Annotated in this window: 14 protein-coding genes; all 14 read right to left on the reverse strand. The window is 46.7% G+C overall.

What is annotated here, in order from left to right; genetic code table 11:
* Positions 1-25: 25 nt before the first annotated feature.
* Positions 26-2,149 carry a polyribonucleotide nucleotidyltransferase gene (gene pnp / locus OQ477_RS06875; RefSeq protein ID WP_044801433.1) on the reverse strand — a complete coding sequence of 708 codons (2,124 nt, stop codon included), beginning with the start codon at positions 2,147-2,149 and terminating at the stop codon, positions 26-28.
* A 174-nt stretch (positions 2,150-2,323) separates the two neighbouring features.
* Positions 2,324-2,593, reverse strand: coding sequence for a 30S ribosomal protein S15 (gene rpsO, locus OQ477_RS06880; RefSeq protein WP_003154182.1), 270 nt, complete (start codon positions 2,591-2,593; stop codon positions 2,324-2,326).
* A gap of 165 nt (positions 2,594-2,758) precedes the next feature.
* Positions 2,759-3,700, reverse strand: coding sequence for a bifunctional riboflavin kinase/FAD synthetase (gene ribF, locus OQ477_RS06885; RefSeq protein ID WP_265971929.1), 942 nt, complete (start codon positions 3,698-3,700; stop codon positions 2,759-2,761).
* Positions 3,701-3,719: 19 nt separating this feature from the next.
* On the reverse strand, positions 3,720-4,649 hold the full coding sequence (gene truB, locus OQ477_RS06890) for a tRNA pseudouridine(55) synthase TruB (protein ID WP_038458038.1): 930 nt from the start codon (positions 4,647-4,649) through the stop codon (positions 3,720-3,722).
* Positions 4,650-4,733: 84 nt separating this feature from the next.
* Positions 4,734-5,087, reverse strand: a complete 354-nt coding sequence (rbfA, locus tag OQ477_RS06895) for a 30S ribosome-binding factor RbfA (protein ID WP_003154185.1) — start codon at positions 5,085-5,087, stop codon at positions 4,734-4,736.
* Between the two features lie 16 nt (positions 5,088-5,103).
* Positions 5,104-5,382: a DUF503 domain-containing protein gene (locus OQ477_RS06900; protein WP_003154188.1), complete on the reverse strand. Its 279-nt coding sequence runs from the start codon at positions 5,380-5,382 to the stop codon at positions 5,104-5,106.
* The gene (infB, locus tag OQ477_RS06905; protein WP_007611462.1) at positions 5,379-7,529 is read right to left on the reverse strand and encodes a translation initiation factor IF-2; all 2,151 of its coding nucleotides are present in this window, start codon (positions 7,527-7,529) and stop codon (positions 5,379-5,381) included. The genes OQ477_RS06900 and infB overlap by 4 nt, the downstream gene beginning before the upstream one ends.
* Before the next feature lie 19 nt (positions 7,530-7,548).
* Entirely contained in the window at positions 7,549-7,851 is a 303-nt protein-coding gene (locus OQ477_RS06910; protein ID WP_003154192.1) for a YlxQ family RNA-binding protein, read from the reverse strand.
* 1 nt (position 7,852) lies between these two features.
* Entirely contained in the window at positions 7,853-8,128 is a 276-nt protein-coding gene (gene rulR, locus OQ477_RS06915; RefSeq protein ID WP_003154193.1) for a glucose-induced regulator RulR, read from the reverse strand.
* A gap of 13 nt (positions 8,129-8,141) precedes the next feature.
* Positions 8,142-9,263 (reverse strand): transcription termination factor NusA, encoded by a 1,122-nt coding sequence (gene nusA, locus OQ477_RS06920; protein WP_003154195.1) that lies wholly within the window; start codon positions 9,261-9,263, stop codon positions 8,142-8,144.
* 39 nt (positions 9,264-9,302) lie between these two features.
* Positions 9,303-9,773, reverse strand: coding sequence for a ribosome maturation factor RimP (gene rimP / locus OQ477_RS06925; RefSeq protein ID WP_032874923.1), 471 nt, complete (start codon positions 9,771-9,773; stop codon positions 9,303-9,305).
* Positions 9,774-10,012: 239 nt separating this feature from the next.
* Positions 10,013-14,326, reverse strand: coding sequence for a PolC-type DNA polymerase III (locus OQ477_RS06930; RefSeq protein ID WP_323054501.1), 4,314 nt, complete (start codon positions 14,324-14,326; stop codon positions 10,013-10,015).
* 111 nt (positions 14,327-14,437) lie between these two features.
* Positions 14,438-16,132 carry a proline--tRNA ligase gene (gene proS, locus OQ477_RS06935; protein ID WP_007611460.1) on the reverse strand — a complete coding sequence of 565 codons (1,695 nt, stop codon included), beginning with the start codon at positions 16,130-16,132 and terminating at the stop codon, positions 14,438-14,440.
* A 31-nt stretch (positions 16,133-16,163) separates the two neighbouring features.
* Complete coding sequence (gene rseP / locus OQ477_RS06940; RefSeq protein ID WP_007611459.1) at positions 16,164-17,432, reverse strand: RIP metalloprotease RseP; 1,269 nt, start codon at positions 17,430-17,432, stop codon at positions 16,164-16,166.
* Between the last annotated feature and the right edge of the window lie 6 nt (positions 17,433-17,438).

The raw sequence follows: 17,438 nt of genomic DNA on the forward strand, positions 1-17,438 counted from the left end.
CCCAGGCTCCTTGTTAGGTTTTCATTTAAGATTGTTGTTGTTCCTGTTCTTTTTCTTTCTCTTCGCGCAGCACTGCTTTACGCGACAGATTCACTCGTCCCTGTTTGTCAATTTCAGTTACCTTCACAAGGATTTCGTCACCGATTTTCACAACATCCTCAACCTTGCCGACCCGTTCGAGCGCTAGTTCAGAGATGTGAACGAGACCGTCTTTTCCGCTGAAGATTTCAACGAAAGCACCGAATTTCTCAATCCGTTTGACTTTACCGAGGTAAAGCTGGCCGACTTCGACTTCTCTGACAAGATCTTCGATGATTTTTTTCGCTTTTTGGTTGCTGCTTTCATCAGTAGAAGAAATAAAGATGGTGCCGTCTTGTTCAATGTCAATTTTAACACCGGTATCTTCAATGATTTTGTTGATTTGTTTACCGCTCGGTCCGATAACGTCACGGATTTTATCCGGATTAATGTTCATCGTTAAAATTTTCGGCGCATATTGAGAAAGTTCTTTTCTTGATTCACCAAGCGTGCTGAGCATGCTGTTCAAGATTTCCATTCTTCCTTTTTTCGCCTGCTGAAGCGCTTCTTCAAGAATTTCTCTTGAAAGGCCTTCAATTTTAATGTCCATTTGCAGCGCTGTCACGCCTTTTTCCGTGCCGGCTACTTTAAAGTCCATGTCACCGAGGGCGTCTTCCATCCCTTGAATATCCGTTAATACCGTATAGTACTCGCCTGATTTCACAAGTCCCATCGCAATACCCGCAACAGGGGCTTTAATCGGAACACCTGCGTCCATCATGGCAAGCGTGCTCGCGCAAATGCTGGCCTGTGAAGTGGAACCGTTTGATTCAAGCACTTCGGATACGAGGCGGACCGTATACGGGAAGTCTTTTTCATTCGGAATGACCGGCTCAAGCGCACGCTCTCCAAGAGCACCGTGACCGATCTCACGGCGTCCCGGTCCGCGCATCGGGCCTGTCTCCCCTACGCTGAACTGCGGGAAGTTATAATGATGCATAAAGCGTTTTGATTCTTCCACGCCTAAACCGTCAAGAATCTGAACGTCCCCAAGGGCGCCTAATGTACATACGCTGAGCGCCTGCGTCTGTCCTCTCGTAAACAGCCCGGAGCCGTGTGTTCTCGGCAGAAGGCCGACTTCTGAAGAAAGCGGGCGGATCTGATCAACGCCGCGGCCGTCCGGACGGACTTTTTCTTCTGTGATCAAACGGCGCACTTCGTTTTTCACGAGTTTAGACAGTGTCTGTTTCACTTTTTTAATCGTATCTTCATCATGCTCTTCTTCTTCGAATTTCGCGACAACTGCATTTTTCACTTCATTGATCGCGGCTTCGCGAGCATGTTTTTCGTGAACCTGAATGGCGCTGAGAAGATCCGGCTCCGCAAGGCTTTTTACTTTTTCGCTGAGCTCTTCGTCAATTTCATACAGTTCGATTTCTGTTTTTTCTTTGCCGACTGCTGCGACGATTTCTTCTTGGAATGCGATCAGGCGCTTAATTTCTTCGTGACCGAACATAATCGCCTCAAGCATGATTTCTTCAGGAACTTCATCCGCTCCGGCTTCCACCATGTTGATGGCGTCTTTTGTGCCTGCAACGATGAGGTTGATATCACTTTTTTCAAGCTGGTCAACCGTCGGATTGATGACGAATTTTCCATCAATGCGGCCTACCGTCACACCCGCGATCGGGCCTTCAAACGGAATATCGGAAACGCAAAGAGCGAGTGATGAACCAAACATTGCAGCCATTTCAGATGAGCAGTCCTGATCAACACTCATGACAATGCTGATGACCTGTACTTCGTTACGGAATCCGTCTGCGAAAAGCGGGCGGATCGGACGGTCGATCAGACGGCTGGCTAAAACGGCCTTTTCACTTGGACGGCCTTCTCTTTTAATAAAACCGCCCGGAATTTTACCTACTGCGTATAATCTTTCTTCATAGTTAACGGTAAGCGGGAAAAAATCTAGCGGTTTCGGTTCTTTTGATGCGGTTGCTGTGCTGAGCACTGCAGTATCGCCGTAGCGGACCATGACAGCGCCGTTTGCCTGTTTGGCAAGCTGGCCGGCTTCTACTGTAAGCTGTCTGCCGGCCCAATCTATGGTAAAGACATGTTTCTCTTGTCCCATTCGATTACGAGCTCCTCTCTTAATGTGTGAAATAATCAATTACTCCTATTATGAACGAAATGAATTGAACATATCAATGTCAAAGTAGTATGTAAAAGGATTTCATTGTTTTTTTATCATTATTTTTTTCGCTTTAATACGATAAAAAAGCGGGAATCCTCCCGCTTTTTACGATTATCGACGTAAGCCTAGTTTGTTAATTAACTCACGGTAACGAGTTACGTCTTTATTACGCAGATACGTAAGAAGATTACGACGTTTACCTACCATTTTAAGAAGACCGCGACGTGAGTGGTGATCTTTCTTGTGAGTACGCAAATGCTCGTTCAAGTTGTTAATTGAGTCTGTTAGGATAGCGATCTGAACTTCTGGAGATCCAGTATCAGATTCGTGTGTTTTGAACTCGCTGATGAGTTGATTTTTACGCTCTTGAGTAATTGCCATCCTGTTTCACCTCCATATCATAATTAGCCCCAGTTACCTAGCAACCGTCGGTGACTTCGGATTGCCAAGCAATGGTTTTAAGACTACGAAACATATGATACTAAAAATCGCGCCCATATGCAAATCTTTTAGAAGAAAATTTGTGTACTTTTGATGTTTTTTCCGTTATTTGCTGAAAAAACGGATCGCTTCTTGTTTGTCTTTCCCGATCTGAGCCGTCAGTTCATCTATGCCGTTAAACTTCCGTTCGCTTCGGATTCGTTTGTACCACTCGATTTTAACGTCTTCTCCGTATACATCCTGTTGAAAATTAAACAAATGTACTTCAATTGACGGCTGATCGGGACGCTTTTCATAAAAGGTCGGTTTGTAGCCGATGTTGCAGACGCCTTCATACACCTCGCCTTTTATTTCGGCTTTCACTGCATACACGCCTGTCGGCGGCACGATATAACTGTTGTGCAGGCCGACATTCGCGGTCGGAAAACCGATGGTGCGGCCTCTTTTGTCTCCGTGAATCACAGTGCCCCGGATAAAATACGGCTGACCGAGAAGAGTGTGCGCAAGTTCAACGTCACCATCCTGCAGCGCTGACCGGATATAAGTAGAGCTGATCTTTCTGTCCTGCTCGGTCTGTTTCTCGACAGTCGTGCATCCGGCCTTGCCGTTTAAATCGTCCGGCAGCGTCTCCATCGTGCCTTTTCCGTATTTTCCGTACGTAAAATCGAAGCCTCCCACAGCGTGCCGCGCGTTTAATCCTATAATATACTCCTCGGCAAACTGTTTTGGAGACAGAGACGCAAACGCTTCATCAAACTTTACGACATACAGCACATCAGCGCCTAAACGCCCGATCTGGCTGATTTTATCTTCAAGCGGCGTAATCAGATCCTTTGGCTCTTTGTCCCTGCCCAACACATGGGAAGGGTGGGGATGAAATGTCATAACGGCCAGCGACAGGCCTTTTTCTTCGGCAATTTGTCTGGCTGTTCCGATTACTTTCCGGTGTCCCAAATGAACGCCGTCAAAGTAGCCGAGCGCCATGACAGACGCCGGCTGCTCTTCTTTTTGTAAATGATGCGGATGAGAAATATGTATCGTCTTCACAGAACGGTCACCTTTTTTCTTATTGTTCGCTTTTTTGCATGAGCACTTTAGCCGGTTTCAGCAGTCCTTTTTTTGAAGGATGCGGCATATAAATGGCCACACATTCTCCGTCTTCAGTACAGACCGCTATACGGGCGTCAGCTGTCATTGCAGAAAATTCCGCCGGGATGTCAAACACCGACCCGTTTTCAGCTTTCTTAGCTAATGTATCACTTATGACCCATTTCGGCAAATGATTGAGCGCTCTTTCAATCGGCACGGCATGCTCTGCAACCATGCCGTCTGAAACCTGCTGTTCAAGTTCCTCAAACGTGAAACACTCATCAAGGCTGAAATCGCCGGAAGCGGTGCGGATGAGATGCGACATATGCGCGGGATAGCCGAGTTTTTCACCGATTGTCACCGCCAATGTTCTCACGTAAGTGCCCTTTGAGCACGTGACTGTAAAGCGGAATGATGCTGTGTCTTCGTTATAAGTGACAGGGGAAGTGAGCGCGATATCTTCAATCGTAATATTCCGCTTCGGCCGCTCCACTTCAATACCCGCCCTGGCGTATTCATAGAGCTTTTTTCCGTTGACCTTTACAGCGGAATACATCGGCGGCACTTGCTCCTGCGGTCCCTTCAGTTCGTCTAAAACGGCTTTGATATCCGCTTCTTTCAGCGGCTCCTTGACAGGTTTTACGCTGACCGTTTCTCCAGTCTGGTCTTCGGTCGATGTGGAGAAGCCGAGAGTGATCTCAGCATCGTACGTTTTTGACTTGTCGGTGACGTACTCAACAATCTTTGTGGCCCGTCCGACACAGATCGGCAGTACGCCTGACACTTCCGGATCAAGCGTTCCCGTATGTCCGACTTTCTTTGTTTTTAACAGTTTTCTTATTTTCATTACACAGTCGTGAGAAGTCATGCCGACCGGCTTATGTAAAAGGAGAACTCCGTTAACCATCTGTCTTTCGCTCCTTTGTTATCAATTGTATCCCGTAAAACGCAGAAAAGAGGACAGACGACACTCGCCCATCCTCTTTCCTTGTTATTCAGACGGTTTATCTGAATGCAGTTCGTGAATCAATGTTTCAATACGGTTGCCGTACTCAATTGATTCATCAAATTCAAATTCAAGCTCAGGCGTTTTGCGGAGTCTGATTCGGCTGCCGATTTCGGAACGGATAAATCCTTTCGCTTTCTCAAGCCCTTTCAGCGCCTCCTCTTTCTTTTTCTCTCCGCCGAGAACGGAGATATACACCTTCGCTATTTGTAAATCACCTGAAACACGTACGTCTGTTACAGTGAGAAATCCGATTCTCGGGTCTTTCAGCTTTCGGCTGATAATATCCCCGAGCTCTTTTTTCATCTGCTCGCCGACACGGTTTGCTCTCATACTCAATTCAATCACCTCTAAGTTAAAACCACTCTGTTCTAGTGATCGTCCGTTCTATTTCGGGAAAGGAGTCAATAAACGCGAGTACACGCTGGATCTCCTTTTCCGCCTGAACGTGAGAGGAGGAGACGACGGCGATTCCGAAGCTGGTCCGCTGCCAAGTGTCCTGATAGCCGATTTCTGCGGCCGACACGTTGAACTTATTCTGAACCCTCGTTATAATCCGCTTCAGAACGGCTCGTTTCTCCTTTAATGATCCCGCATCATAAATGATGCATTCACATTCCGCAAATCCGATCACTTTCTTTCGATTTCCTGCATGACATACGCTTCAATGATGTCGCCTTCGCGAATGTCATTGTATTTCTTAATTGTAATACCACATTCATATCCTTGTGAAACTTCTTTCACATCATCTTTGAAGCGTTTCAGAACGTCTACTTCCCCTTCGAAGATGACCACGCCGTCACGGATCAGGCGGAGTCCGCTGTCACGTGTAATGTGGCCGTCTGTTACATATCCGCCGGCAATCGTGCCGATTTTCGACACTTTGAATGTTTGGCGCACTTCAACCTGACCGATGACTTTTTCTTCGTATTCAGGATCAAGCATTCCTTTCATCGCCGCTTCAATTTCTTCGATGACTTTGTAAATGATACGGTGAAGACGGATATCTACATTTTCAGCTTCAGCCGTGCTCTTAGCATTTCCGTCTGGGCGTACATTAAACCCGATAACGATTGCATTTGAAGCAGATGCGAGAATGATGTCTGATTCCGTAATCGCACCGACACCTGTGTGAATGATTTTCACTTTTACGCCTTCTACTTCAATTTTTTGAAGAGCGGCTGTTAACGCTTCGGCTGAACCTTGAACGTCAGCTTTTACGATTAAATTGATGTCTTTAACATCGCCTTGTTTAATTTGTTCAAACAGATCATCGAGGCTCAGCTTCGCTTTGTCGCTGCGCTGTTCTTCCAGTTGCTTGGAAGCGCGTGCTTCACCGACAGAACGGGCTGTTTTTTCGTCTTTAAAGACGAGGAATTGATCGCCAGCCTGCGGTACGTCGTTTAAGCCCGTAATTTCTACAGGTGTGGACGGTCCGGCTGTTTTCACGCGGCGGCCGAGATCATTAACCATGGCCCGCACGCGGCCGAATGTATTTCCGACAACGATCGGATCTCCGACATTCAATGTTCCCGTTTGAACGAGAAGTGTCGCGACAGATCCTCTTCCTTTATCGAGCTCAGCTTCAATAACCGTTCCTTTTGCCTGACGGTTCGGATTGGCTTTCAGCTCTTCCACTTCACTGACAAGCAGAATCATTTCGACAAGCTCGTCAATTCCCTTGCCTGTAAGAGCGGACAGAGGAACGAAAATCGTTTCTCCTCCCCATGCTTCAGGAACGAGTCCGTATTCAGTCAGCTCCTGCATGACACGGTCAGGGTTCGCGCTTTCTTTATCCACTTTATTCACGGCAACGATAATCGGAACCTCAGCCGCTTTCGCATGGTTGATGGCTTCGACTGTCTGCGGCATAACGCCGTCATCGGCCGCTACGACTAAAATGGTGATATCAGTTACTTCCGCACCGCGCGCCCGCATTGTTGTAAACGCCGCGTGTCCCGGAGTATCTAAGAACGTGATTTTTTTGCCGTTTTCTTCGATCTGGTAAGCCCCGATATGCTGGGTGATTCCGCCGGCTTCTCCTTCAACAACTTTTGTTTTTCTGATGCTGTCAAGGAGGGTCGTTTTCCCGTGGTCAACGTGGCCCATGATCGTCACGACAGGCGGACGGATTTGAAGATCTTCTTCTTTGTCAGCCTCTTCATATTTTTCAAGCTCAGTTTCTTCAAGCACAATCACTTCTTCTGTTTCCACACCGTATTCAGATGCGATCAGTTCGATTGTGTCTTTGTCAAGCTCCTGGTTAATGGTAGCCATTACGCCAAGAAGCATCAGTTTTTTAATGAGTTCAGACGGTTCTTTGCCAAGTTCTTCGGCTAAGGCCCCGACTGTTAAAGAGCCGGAAAACGTAATTTTCTCAGGAAGCTCTTTTTTCGGTTTCAGCGGTTTTTGCTGATACTGATTTTTGTTGTTATGATTGCGTTTGTTTTTGTTTTTGTTGTTGTTGTTATTCTTCTTGTTTTTGTTAAATTGATTATTCTGCACGTCATTCTTCTTTCCGTCTCGAATTTTGTTTGGTTGATTCCCAGCAGGCTGCTGATTAATCCCTTGCGGCTTGTTTTTGTTCGTTTCCGCAGGCTTCTGAGATGTAACGCCGGCGCCGCCTTTTTTAAATTTCGCATCAAGCTGCTTAATGGTCTTTTCTTCAAGCATTGCCATATGGTTATTTACTACTATATCCATGTTTTTCAGCGCAGTCAAAATTTCCTTGCTTGAAACATTGATGGCTTTTGCATATTCGTAAACTCTCATTTTAGCCATTCGTTCACCCCCAAAAATATTAATCGAGCAAGCTGATCAGCTTATTCGCAAAACCTTGGTCAGTGACGGCGACAACGACACGTGATTCCTTGCCGATAGAGCGGCCGAGATCCGCGCGGCTTTCGACTTTTTTATAAGGCACTTTATAATAATTGCATTTATCGGATACTTTTTTTGCAGTATTCGCAGATGCATCTTCTGTCAGCAGAACAAGTTTTGCACGCGCATTTCTAATTTCTTTTATAACCAAGTCCTCGCCCGACACGACCTTACGAGCTCGATTGGCCAGACCCAGCAAGGGAAACCATTCCATTCCAGACATGTTATTTTTTCACCTTTTCCGCCAGTTCCAGCAATTCTTCGAAAATCTGGTCATCGATTTGTGATTGAAATTGATTTTGCAATGTGTTTTTCTTTTTCGCAGCTAAGATGCATTCTTTCTCAAGGGTGATATAGGCACCCCGTCCGTTCTTCTTTCCGGTCGGATCGACTGAAATCTCTCCTTCTTTAGAACGGACAATTCGGATCAGTTCCTTTTTAGGCTTCATTTCCCCCGTTACCACGCATTTGCGCAGAGGAATTTTTTTTCGCTTATTCACCTAAAGTCACCTCTTATTCATCCGATTCGGCTGTTTCAGGCTCCATAAAGAGCGGCTCTAAATCGTCATCTTCTTCATGCTCTCTCGGATAGATGCCAAGGTCTCTTGCATCCGTTTCACTTTTGATATCGATTTTCCAGCCTGTCAGTTTCGCGGCTAAGCGGGCGTTTTGCCCTCTTTTTCCGATTGCCAGAGAAAGCTGGTAATCAGGAACGATGACAGTCGTGGCTTTTTCTTCTTCGCTGACGATGACATCCAGCACTTTAGACGGGCTGAGCGCATTGGCAACAAATTCAACCGGATCATCAGACCAGTTAACGATATCAATTTTTTCGCCTTTCAGTTCATTGACGATCGCCTGCACGCGCTGGCCTTTAGGACCGACGCATGAACCGACCGGATCAACGTCAGGGTCATCAGTGCGGACGGAGATTTTAGAGCGGTCGCCCGCTTCTCTGGCAACGGATTTCAGTTCGACCGTTCCGTCATAAATTTCCGGCACTTCGATTTCAAAAAGACGCTTCAACAGACCAGGATGCGTTCTTGATACATAGATCTGCGGCCCTTTTGTCGTTTTTTCGACTTTTGTGATAAATACTTTAATCCGATCGTGCGGTTTATAGCTCTCATTCGGCATTTGTTCATTGACGGGCAGCAGCGCTTCAATCTTGCCGAGAGACACGTAAATAAACTTGCTGTCTAAGCGCTGTACAATTCCCGTCATGATGTCTTCTTCACGATCGATAAATTCTGAGTAAATCACGCCGCGCTCAGCTTCACGGACACGCTGCGTCACCACTTGTTTCGCCGTCTGCGCAGCAATGCGGCCGAAGTCTTTCGGCGTTACTTCTATTTCAACGACATCTCCGACAAGGTAGTTCGGATGGATGTGCTGGGCGTCGTCAAGCGAGATTTCAAGTCTTGAATCGTATACCTCGTCTACGACATCCTTTCTTGCGAACACGCGGATCGTGCCCGTCTCACGGTTCAGATCGACCCGTACGTTTTGCGCCTGGTTAAAATTTCGCTTGTACGCGGAAATTAAGGCAGCTTCAATTGCTTCGATGATAATGTCTTTACTGATGCCTTTTTCTTTTTCAAGAATAGTGAGAGCATCTAATAGTTCACTGCTCATGTTAGCGGTCTCCCCCCTTAAACACTAATACTTCATTCATTAAAATGTTACAGCTAATCTTGCGTTAGCTATTTTTTCATACGGAATATTGACCCGTTTCTTTCTTGTTTTGACCGTCATCTCTATTGTAACAGTTTGTCCATCGAATTCAGCCAATTTGCCTTCAAACACTTTTAAACCGTCAATCGGTTCGTACGTTTTCATGTACACATTTTTGCCCAGTGATTTTTCGAAGTCGGCTTTTTTCTTTAATGGACGCTCGGCTCCAGGAGAAGATACTTCAAGAAAGTAGTTCTGGGTGATCGGATCGGCCTCATCCAGCTTTTCGCTTAACGCTTCGCTGACTTTGGCGCACTCCTCAATATCAACACCGTTCTCGGAATCAATAAACACGCGAAGGAACCAGTTTTGACCCTCTTTGACAAATTCAATGTCTACGAGTTCAAGCTGAAGGTCATCCAGTATGGGCTGAGCCATTACTTGAACGGTATCAGTCACTTTTTTGCTCATGTTTTTCCTCCTTGTGCTGTCGATATCATATCAGCCGTTCCTCTGCATAAAAACCCTGCTTCTAAAGAGCAGGGGCATGGAGAAAACGATGGACATGTCGAGGCAAAATTGCCTGTTCAATACAAAAGAGCGGGTTTCCCCACTCTTTGCCTCGGTAATCGTTAGCATTTCCAATAAAACTATACCATAACCATATATTTAATGCAAATCAAACTCCGCTCGGAGGCTGTGCACAAAGCTTAAAACAGAGACAGCTGATTTTGGTCCGGAAGCGACTCAAGACAGCCGTGACGGTCTAAATACTCTAAAATGGTTTTTGACACTTTTCCGCGTTTTTGAAGATCCTCTTTTGAAAGGAACTCCCCTTCTTTCCGCGCTTTCACAATATTGAGAGCGGCGTTGGTTCCGAGTCCCGGAATTGAGTTGAACGGCGGGATGAGACTGTTGCCGTCAATGATAAATTCCGAAGCGCTCGAACGGTATAGATCGACCTTCTGGAAGGAATAGCCGCGCTCACACATTTCAAGCGCAAGCTCTAACACGGTAAGAAGGTTTTTCTCCTTCGGCGAAGCATCAAGCCCTTTAGAGCTGATATCATCCATCACCGCTCTAATGGCGGTCGAGCCTTTAATCATTGTATCAATGTCAAAGTCATCTGCGCGGACGGTAAAATACGCAGCATAATATAAAAGCGCGTGATGCACTTTAAAATAGGCAATCCGCACCGCCATCAGCACGTATGCGGCGGCGTGGGCTTTCGGGAACATGTATTTGATTTTTTTGCATGAATCAATATACCAGTTCGGCACATTGTTCTTTTTCATTTCTTCTTCCCATTCCGGCGTCAGGCCTTTGCCTTTACGGACGAATTCCATGATTTTAAAGGCCAGTGAAGGCTCAAGGCCCTGATAGATCAAGTAAACCATAATGTCATCACGGCAGCCGATCACTTCGCTCAGTTCACACGTATTGTTGTGTATCAGTTCCTGCGCATTGCCGAGCCATACGTCCGTTCCGTGAGAAAGCCCGGAAATCTGGACAAGCTCGGAGAACGTCGTCGGCTTCGTATCCTCAAGCATCTGCCGCACAAATCGCGTCCCGAATTCAGGAATGCCGAGTGTCCCCGTTTTACAGCCGATCTGCTCTTCAGTAACGCCGAGCGATTCTGTGCCTTGGAAAATCTTCATAACTTCCGGATCATCTGTCGGAATCGTCTTCGGATCAATTCCGCTTAAATCCTGGAGCATCCGGATAACGGTCGGATCATCGTGCCCTAATATATCAAGCTTCAGCAGGTTGTCATGAATGGAGTGGAAGTCAAAATGAGTCGTTTTCCATTCAGACCCCGTCGCATCTGCCGGGAATTGTATCGGTGAAAAATCGTAAATATCCATGTAATCCGGGACAACGATAATCCCCCCCGGGTGCTGGCCGGTCGTTCTCTTAACGCCGGTGCAGCCTTGAACCAGACGGTCGATCTCCGCGCCGCGCATGTGTAGGTTGTGATCGCCCGCATAGCCTTTCACATATCCGTAAGCCGTCTTTTCCGCGACGGTGCCGATCGTTCCCGCGCGATACACGTTATCTTCACCGAACAATACTTTCGTGTAGTTATGGGCATGGGGCTGATACTCACCTGAGAAGTTCAAGTCGATATCGGGTACTTTGTCACCTTTAAAGCCCAAGAACGTTTCAAACGGGATATCATGTCCGTCCTTTTTCAAAGGGGTGCCGCAAGACGGGCAGCTTTTATCCGGAAGGTCAAAACCGGAACCGACTGATCCGTCATTAAAGAATTCGGAATATCGGCAGCTCGGGCACACGTAGTGCGGAGCGAGCGGGTTCACTTCAGTGATTTCCGTTAAGGTCGCCACAAGCGATGAACCGACGGACCCCCGGGAGCCGACGAGATAACCGTCATCCAGAGACCGTTTTACAAGCTTATGAGAGATGAGATAAATAACGGCGAATCCATGACCGATGATACTTTTTAATTCTTTTTCTATTCTCGCTTCCACAATTTCGGGAAGCTCTTCACCGTAAATGCTTCTGGCGCGCTGATAGCTCATTTCACGGATTTCTTCATCAGCCCCGTCAATTTTCGGCGTGTACAGATCGTCTTTGATCGGTTTGATCTCATCGATCATCGAAGCGACTTTCTGCGTATTGTCAATCACGATTTCTTTCGCTTTTTCCGCACCCAGGAAGGAGAAAGCCTCCAGCATTTCATCTGTCGTTCTGAAGTGCACTTTAGGCAGTTCGTGTCTGTTTAACGGGTTGGCACCGCCTTGGGAAGATATTAAGATCTTCCGGTAAATTTTATCCTCATCGTTTAAATAGTGGACATTTCCCGTAGCCACGACCGGCTTATTCAATTTTTCCCCGAGCTTCGTAATGTTGGCGATGATTTCTTTCAGCGCTTTTTCATCCCGGACGAGCTCAAGCTGCAGAAGGTGTCTGTATACTTCCGGCGGCTGCACTTCAAGATAATCATAGAAGGATGCGATATCTTCAACCTCTTCAGGAGATTTTTGCATCATGCCTTCAAAGACCTCTCCCCTGTCACAGGCAGAACCGATTAACAGACCTTCTCTGTATTTATTAAGCTGCGACCTCGGAATGCGCGGCACTCTGTAGAAATATTGAATATGAGAAATGGACACGAGCTTAAACAGATTTTTAAGGCCGGTCTCATTTACGGCAAGCAATGTAGCGTGATAAGGCCTTGATCTCTGATAAGCATTGGATTGTCCCATATTCTCATTCAGCTGATCATGATAAAAAATGTCTTTTTCAGCGGCATCTTTGAGCATTTTCAACAGCAGGTAGCCCGTTGCTTCAGCGTCAAAGACCGCTCGGTGATGCTGGGTTAATTCGATATCAAACTTCTTACATAACGTATTTAAGCGGTGATTTTTAAACTCAGGATACAGGAAACGCGCGAGTTCCAGTGTATCAATGACCGGATTTTTCGCTTTTTCCGTTTTCAAAAGACGCTTGTACGCCACATTTAAAAATCCCATATCAAAGCTGGCGTTATGAGCCACAAGCACGTCATCGCCGATCCATTCTTTAAAATCCCGTACGACGTCAACGACATCGGGAGCGTCGCGGACCATGTCATCCGTAATACCGGTAAGCTCGATCGTCGTTGCTGACAGCGGATGGTGCGGATTGGCGAACGCTTCGAATTTATCGATGATTTCTCCGCCTCTTATTTTGACTGCGGCAAGCTCAATGATGGTGTCATACACTGCGGACAGACCTGTCGTTTCAACGTCAAAGACGACGTATGTGTCTTCTTCCAGTAGACGGTGAGCTGGATTGTATGCGATCGGAACGCCGTCATCTACGATATTGGCTTCCATTCCGTAAATCATTTTAATGCCGTGTTTTTTCGCGGCGGAATAGGCATCCGGGAAAGACTGCACAACGGCATGATCAGTTAACGCAATCGCTTCATGTCCCCATTTTTTCGCCTGTTCGACAAGCTTTCCGATGCCCGTTACAGCATCCATTTGGCTCATCGGAGAATGCAGATGAAGCTCAACCCGTTTTTCGCCTTCAGGAGCGGTGTCTTCACGGGTTTTGGCTTTTATTTCATTCACGTCATTTGCAATCATGACGAGGTCTCTGACGAATGTATCGTTTTGAATGCTTCCCCGCGCCTTCACCCACATGCCTTTTTTCAGCGTTTTCATCAAAGCGGCGTCTTCTTTTTCTCTGGCGAACATTTTTACTAAAATGCTGTTTGTATAGTCCGTGATTTTGAAAATGCAGAGCGTGCGTCCGCTTTTCAGCTCGCGTGTTTCAGCATCAAACACAAACCCCTGCACCGTAATTCTTCTTTCTTCATCCATGATGCTGTCAAGCGTCCGGATTTCTTCGTTCTCTTTAATTTGATAGCCGATGACAAGCGGTCCGGACGGTGCCTGATCCTCATCGCCCTCTTTTTCCTTCTTCTCCATCTCGATAAGCGCCTGCATCGCCCGCTCCTGATCTTCAGCAAGCTTTTGCTCGCGGAATTTCTGGACTTCTTGGTCAGATACGAAAATTTCGGTATCCAGCTGCAGTTCCGGAAAGCCGAATTGGCGGTAGCTGTGCTGAATCAGCGCGCTGTATTTATTTTTGAGCGCAGATGCTTCTGTATCTGTTTTTGTTTTCACGATCAGTTTGTTTCCCTTGAGCTTCGGCTTCTGCTGATTCAAAAGAGCCACCATCGGCGGCGAGGTTCCTTCAAGCTCTTCAATACAGCGTGTCCAATAATCCTGTACAAGCTCCTCTGTCACAGCAGGGTCGATGACCTGAACAGACGATGTGACACGGGCGATGTGAGCAAACGATTGTGTTAACCTCATCATGAATGAATCATATATTTGATACGGCAAAAGAGCCTTAAAGCGAAATTGGAAATGCCAGGCTTTTTCTGCTTTATGGATTGTCAGTTTATCAATCTCTCCGTCTTCAAAGTATGTCATGAAGGTATCATCTGTCATATTAAGCTGCTGCAGAAGAATCTGAAACTGTCTTCTGTTTACTGATAACTGTTCCATTCAGACAGTATCCCTCCCTTAAAACATCATAAGTGAAGGTACCTCCGCAGGTGATGAGGTACCTTCTTTTTTCTCTATTTTAACATGATTTTGTATGATTCGTTATGGTGATTACTTCGTCTTGATAAATTCAGAAAGCTCATCCACTGAAACTTCGGCAGATTCACCGGTTTTGCGGATTTTCACTTCTACGATGCCTTCATCGGCACGTTTTCCGACAGTGATGCGGATCGGAAGGCCGATCAGATCAGAATCAGCAAACTTCACGCCTGCGCGTTCAGCGCGGTCATCGTATAATACCTCATAACCTTCCGCCTGGAATTTGCCGTAAAGCTGTTCAGCAAGCTCTTTTTGCGCTTCGTTTTTCATATTCAGCGCCAAAATATGAAGATCATACGGAGCAACGCTTTTCGGCCAGATCAAGCCTTTTTCGTCGTGATGCTGTTCAGCGATGGCTGAAAGCGTTCTGGACACGCCGATTCCGTAACATCCCATCAGCATCGGCTGCGCACGCCCGTTCTCATCAAGGTATGTCGCATTCATCGCTTCAGAGTAACGCGTGCCGAGTTTAAAGACTTGTCCGACCTCAATTCCTTCAGCGAAACGGATCGTGCCTTTTCCGTCAGGTGACGGATCGCCTTCCTGAATGATTCGAAGATCGGCATATGCTTTTACTGACGCGTCACGTTCGATGTTTACGTTTCGGTAATGACGGTCTTTTTCATTCGCACCGCTAACGGCGTTTACCATTACTTTTACGGCTTGGTCGGCATAAATCTCAATGTCGCCGGCAGCGCCGATCGGCCCCGCAAATCCCGGCTCCGTGCCAAGTTTCTCGGCTACTTCTTCATGAGACGCAAGTTCAACCACTTCCGCGTTCAGAAGGTTTTTCACTTTCACGTCATTGACCTCATGATCGCCTCTTACTAACACGAGAACAAATCGGTCATCCGCTTTAAACAGCATTGATTTGATGCAGGCGCTCGGCTCGATCTGCAAGAACGAAGCGAGCTCTTCAATGCTTTTGACATTCGGCGTATCAATTTTCTCCAATGCCTCGGGTGTTTCATCTGACGGCTCGCTGTTCATGACAACTTCCGCCATTTCCGTATTGGCTGCGTAAGAGGATCCATCGGAATAAGCGATGGTATCTTCCCCTATTTCAGAAAGAGCCATAAATTCATGCGTGTCTTTTCCGCCCATCGCGCCCGAGTCGGCAATAACGGGACGGACGTTTAATTCACAGCGTGCGAAAATGCTGCTGTATGCGCCGTACATGTTCTGGTATGTTTCCTCCAGACTTTCTTCAGAAGCATGGAAAGAATACGCATCTTTCATGATGAATTCGCGTCCGCGCAATAACCCGAAACGCGGGCGTTTTTCATCTCTGAATTTAGACTGGATCTGGTAAAGAGTGAGCGGCAGACGCTTATAAGATTTCACCTCATCGCGCACGAGAGAAGTAATGACTTCTTCATGTGTCGCGCCTAAAGCAAATTCACGGCCGTGGCGGTCTTTCAGACGCATTAATTCAGGCCCGTACGTATACCACCTGCCTGATTCCTGCCATGTTTCAGCCTGCTGAAGGGCCGGCATCAGCATTTCCACCGCGTTGATTTTTTCCATTTCTTCACGCACGATCTTCTGAATGTTTTGAATGACCCTGTAAGCCAGGGGCATGTAACTGTAAACCCCGCTCGTATTTTGTCTGATAAATCCCGCTCTCAGCAGAAGCTTATGGCTTTTTGCTTCAGCATCAGCCGGCACTTCTCTCAGGGTCGGAATAAGCGTCAAACTTTGTCTCATGTCTTCGCACCTCTGATTTTTTACTAGTCAATTATAAGAATAAACGCTGGATATCGTTCCATGTGACAACCAGCATAAGAAGCATTAAGAAAGCTACGCCGATAAATACGACAAATGCTTCCTTGTCACGGTTTATCGGCTTGCCGCGGATTGCTTCAATGAATAAAAACAGCAGCCGCCCGCCGTCAAGCGCCGGTATCGGCAGCAGGTTGACAATTCCCAGGTTGATGCTTAAAAACGCCGCAAACTGGAATAGGTTGATAATACCGGTTTTTGCAACTTGATCCGTCATATCATAAATGCCGACAGGACCCGAAAGCATATCAAGCTTAAACTGGCCTGTCACAAGTTTGCTCAGATTGGTCAGGATCGCTTTTGTGACATCAACGGTAGATGTCGCGCCGTAGGCAATCGCTGCAAGCGCGCCTTTTTCAGTCGGCGCATAAGAGCCGAAGCGGCCGATTGTTTTTTTATTTTCATCTTTTACAGCTTCAGGTGTAACCGAGATATGAAACGATTTGCCGTCCCGTTTGACGGCGACATCGATTTTTTTTCCAGGATTTTCTTTTACCGCTGTCACGATGTCGGTCCATGACCTCATTTTTTCACCGTTAATGCTCTGGATATAGTCGCCTTCTTTTAAACCGGCAGCCGCTGCGCGTCCATTGTCTGTCAGCTTCCCGAGCTCAGGCTGATTCGAAGGCACGCCTTGAATGAATCCAAGCATGACGAGAATGACATACGCTAAGATGAAGTTCATTATCGGACCGGCAGCAATCGCCTTAATCCGCTTCCATACGGGTTTAGACCCGAATTGTCGATTGTAAGGCGCAATCTGCACTTCTTCTCCGTCTACGATAAAAAAAGAGGTCTGACTGACAGTAAAGCCCGCCAGTTCATCTTCTTTCCCCTGCTCGTACCCGGTAATCTTCATTTCGTGCTCAAGATCAGCCGTCTCCACCTCGATAATTAAAGCGTCGGGATATTTTTCCTTTTGATTAATGATGACTTTTTCCACTTCGTCATCTTTATTAAAAAGAAGCCCGACGGTATAACCGGGTTTGACTTCGATCATCTCCGGGTCTTCACCGGCCATGCGGACGAACCCGCCGACCGGAAGGAGTCTGATCGTATACACGGTTTCATTCTTTTTAAATGAAAAGATTTTAGGGCCGAAGCCGATCGCAAATTCACGGCAAAGGATTCCCGCTCTTTGGGCGAGCAATAAATGCCCCAGCTCATGGAAAAAAACGAGCGTTCCGAAAATAATAATAAACGCGATAACTGTATTCACGAACATACCACC

The organism is Bacillus sp. ChL18, assembly GCF_026241425.1.
Lineage (GTDB): Bacteria > Bacillota > Bacilli > Bacillales > Bacillaceae > Bacillus > Bacillus velezensis.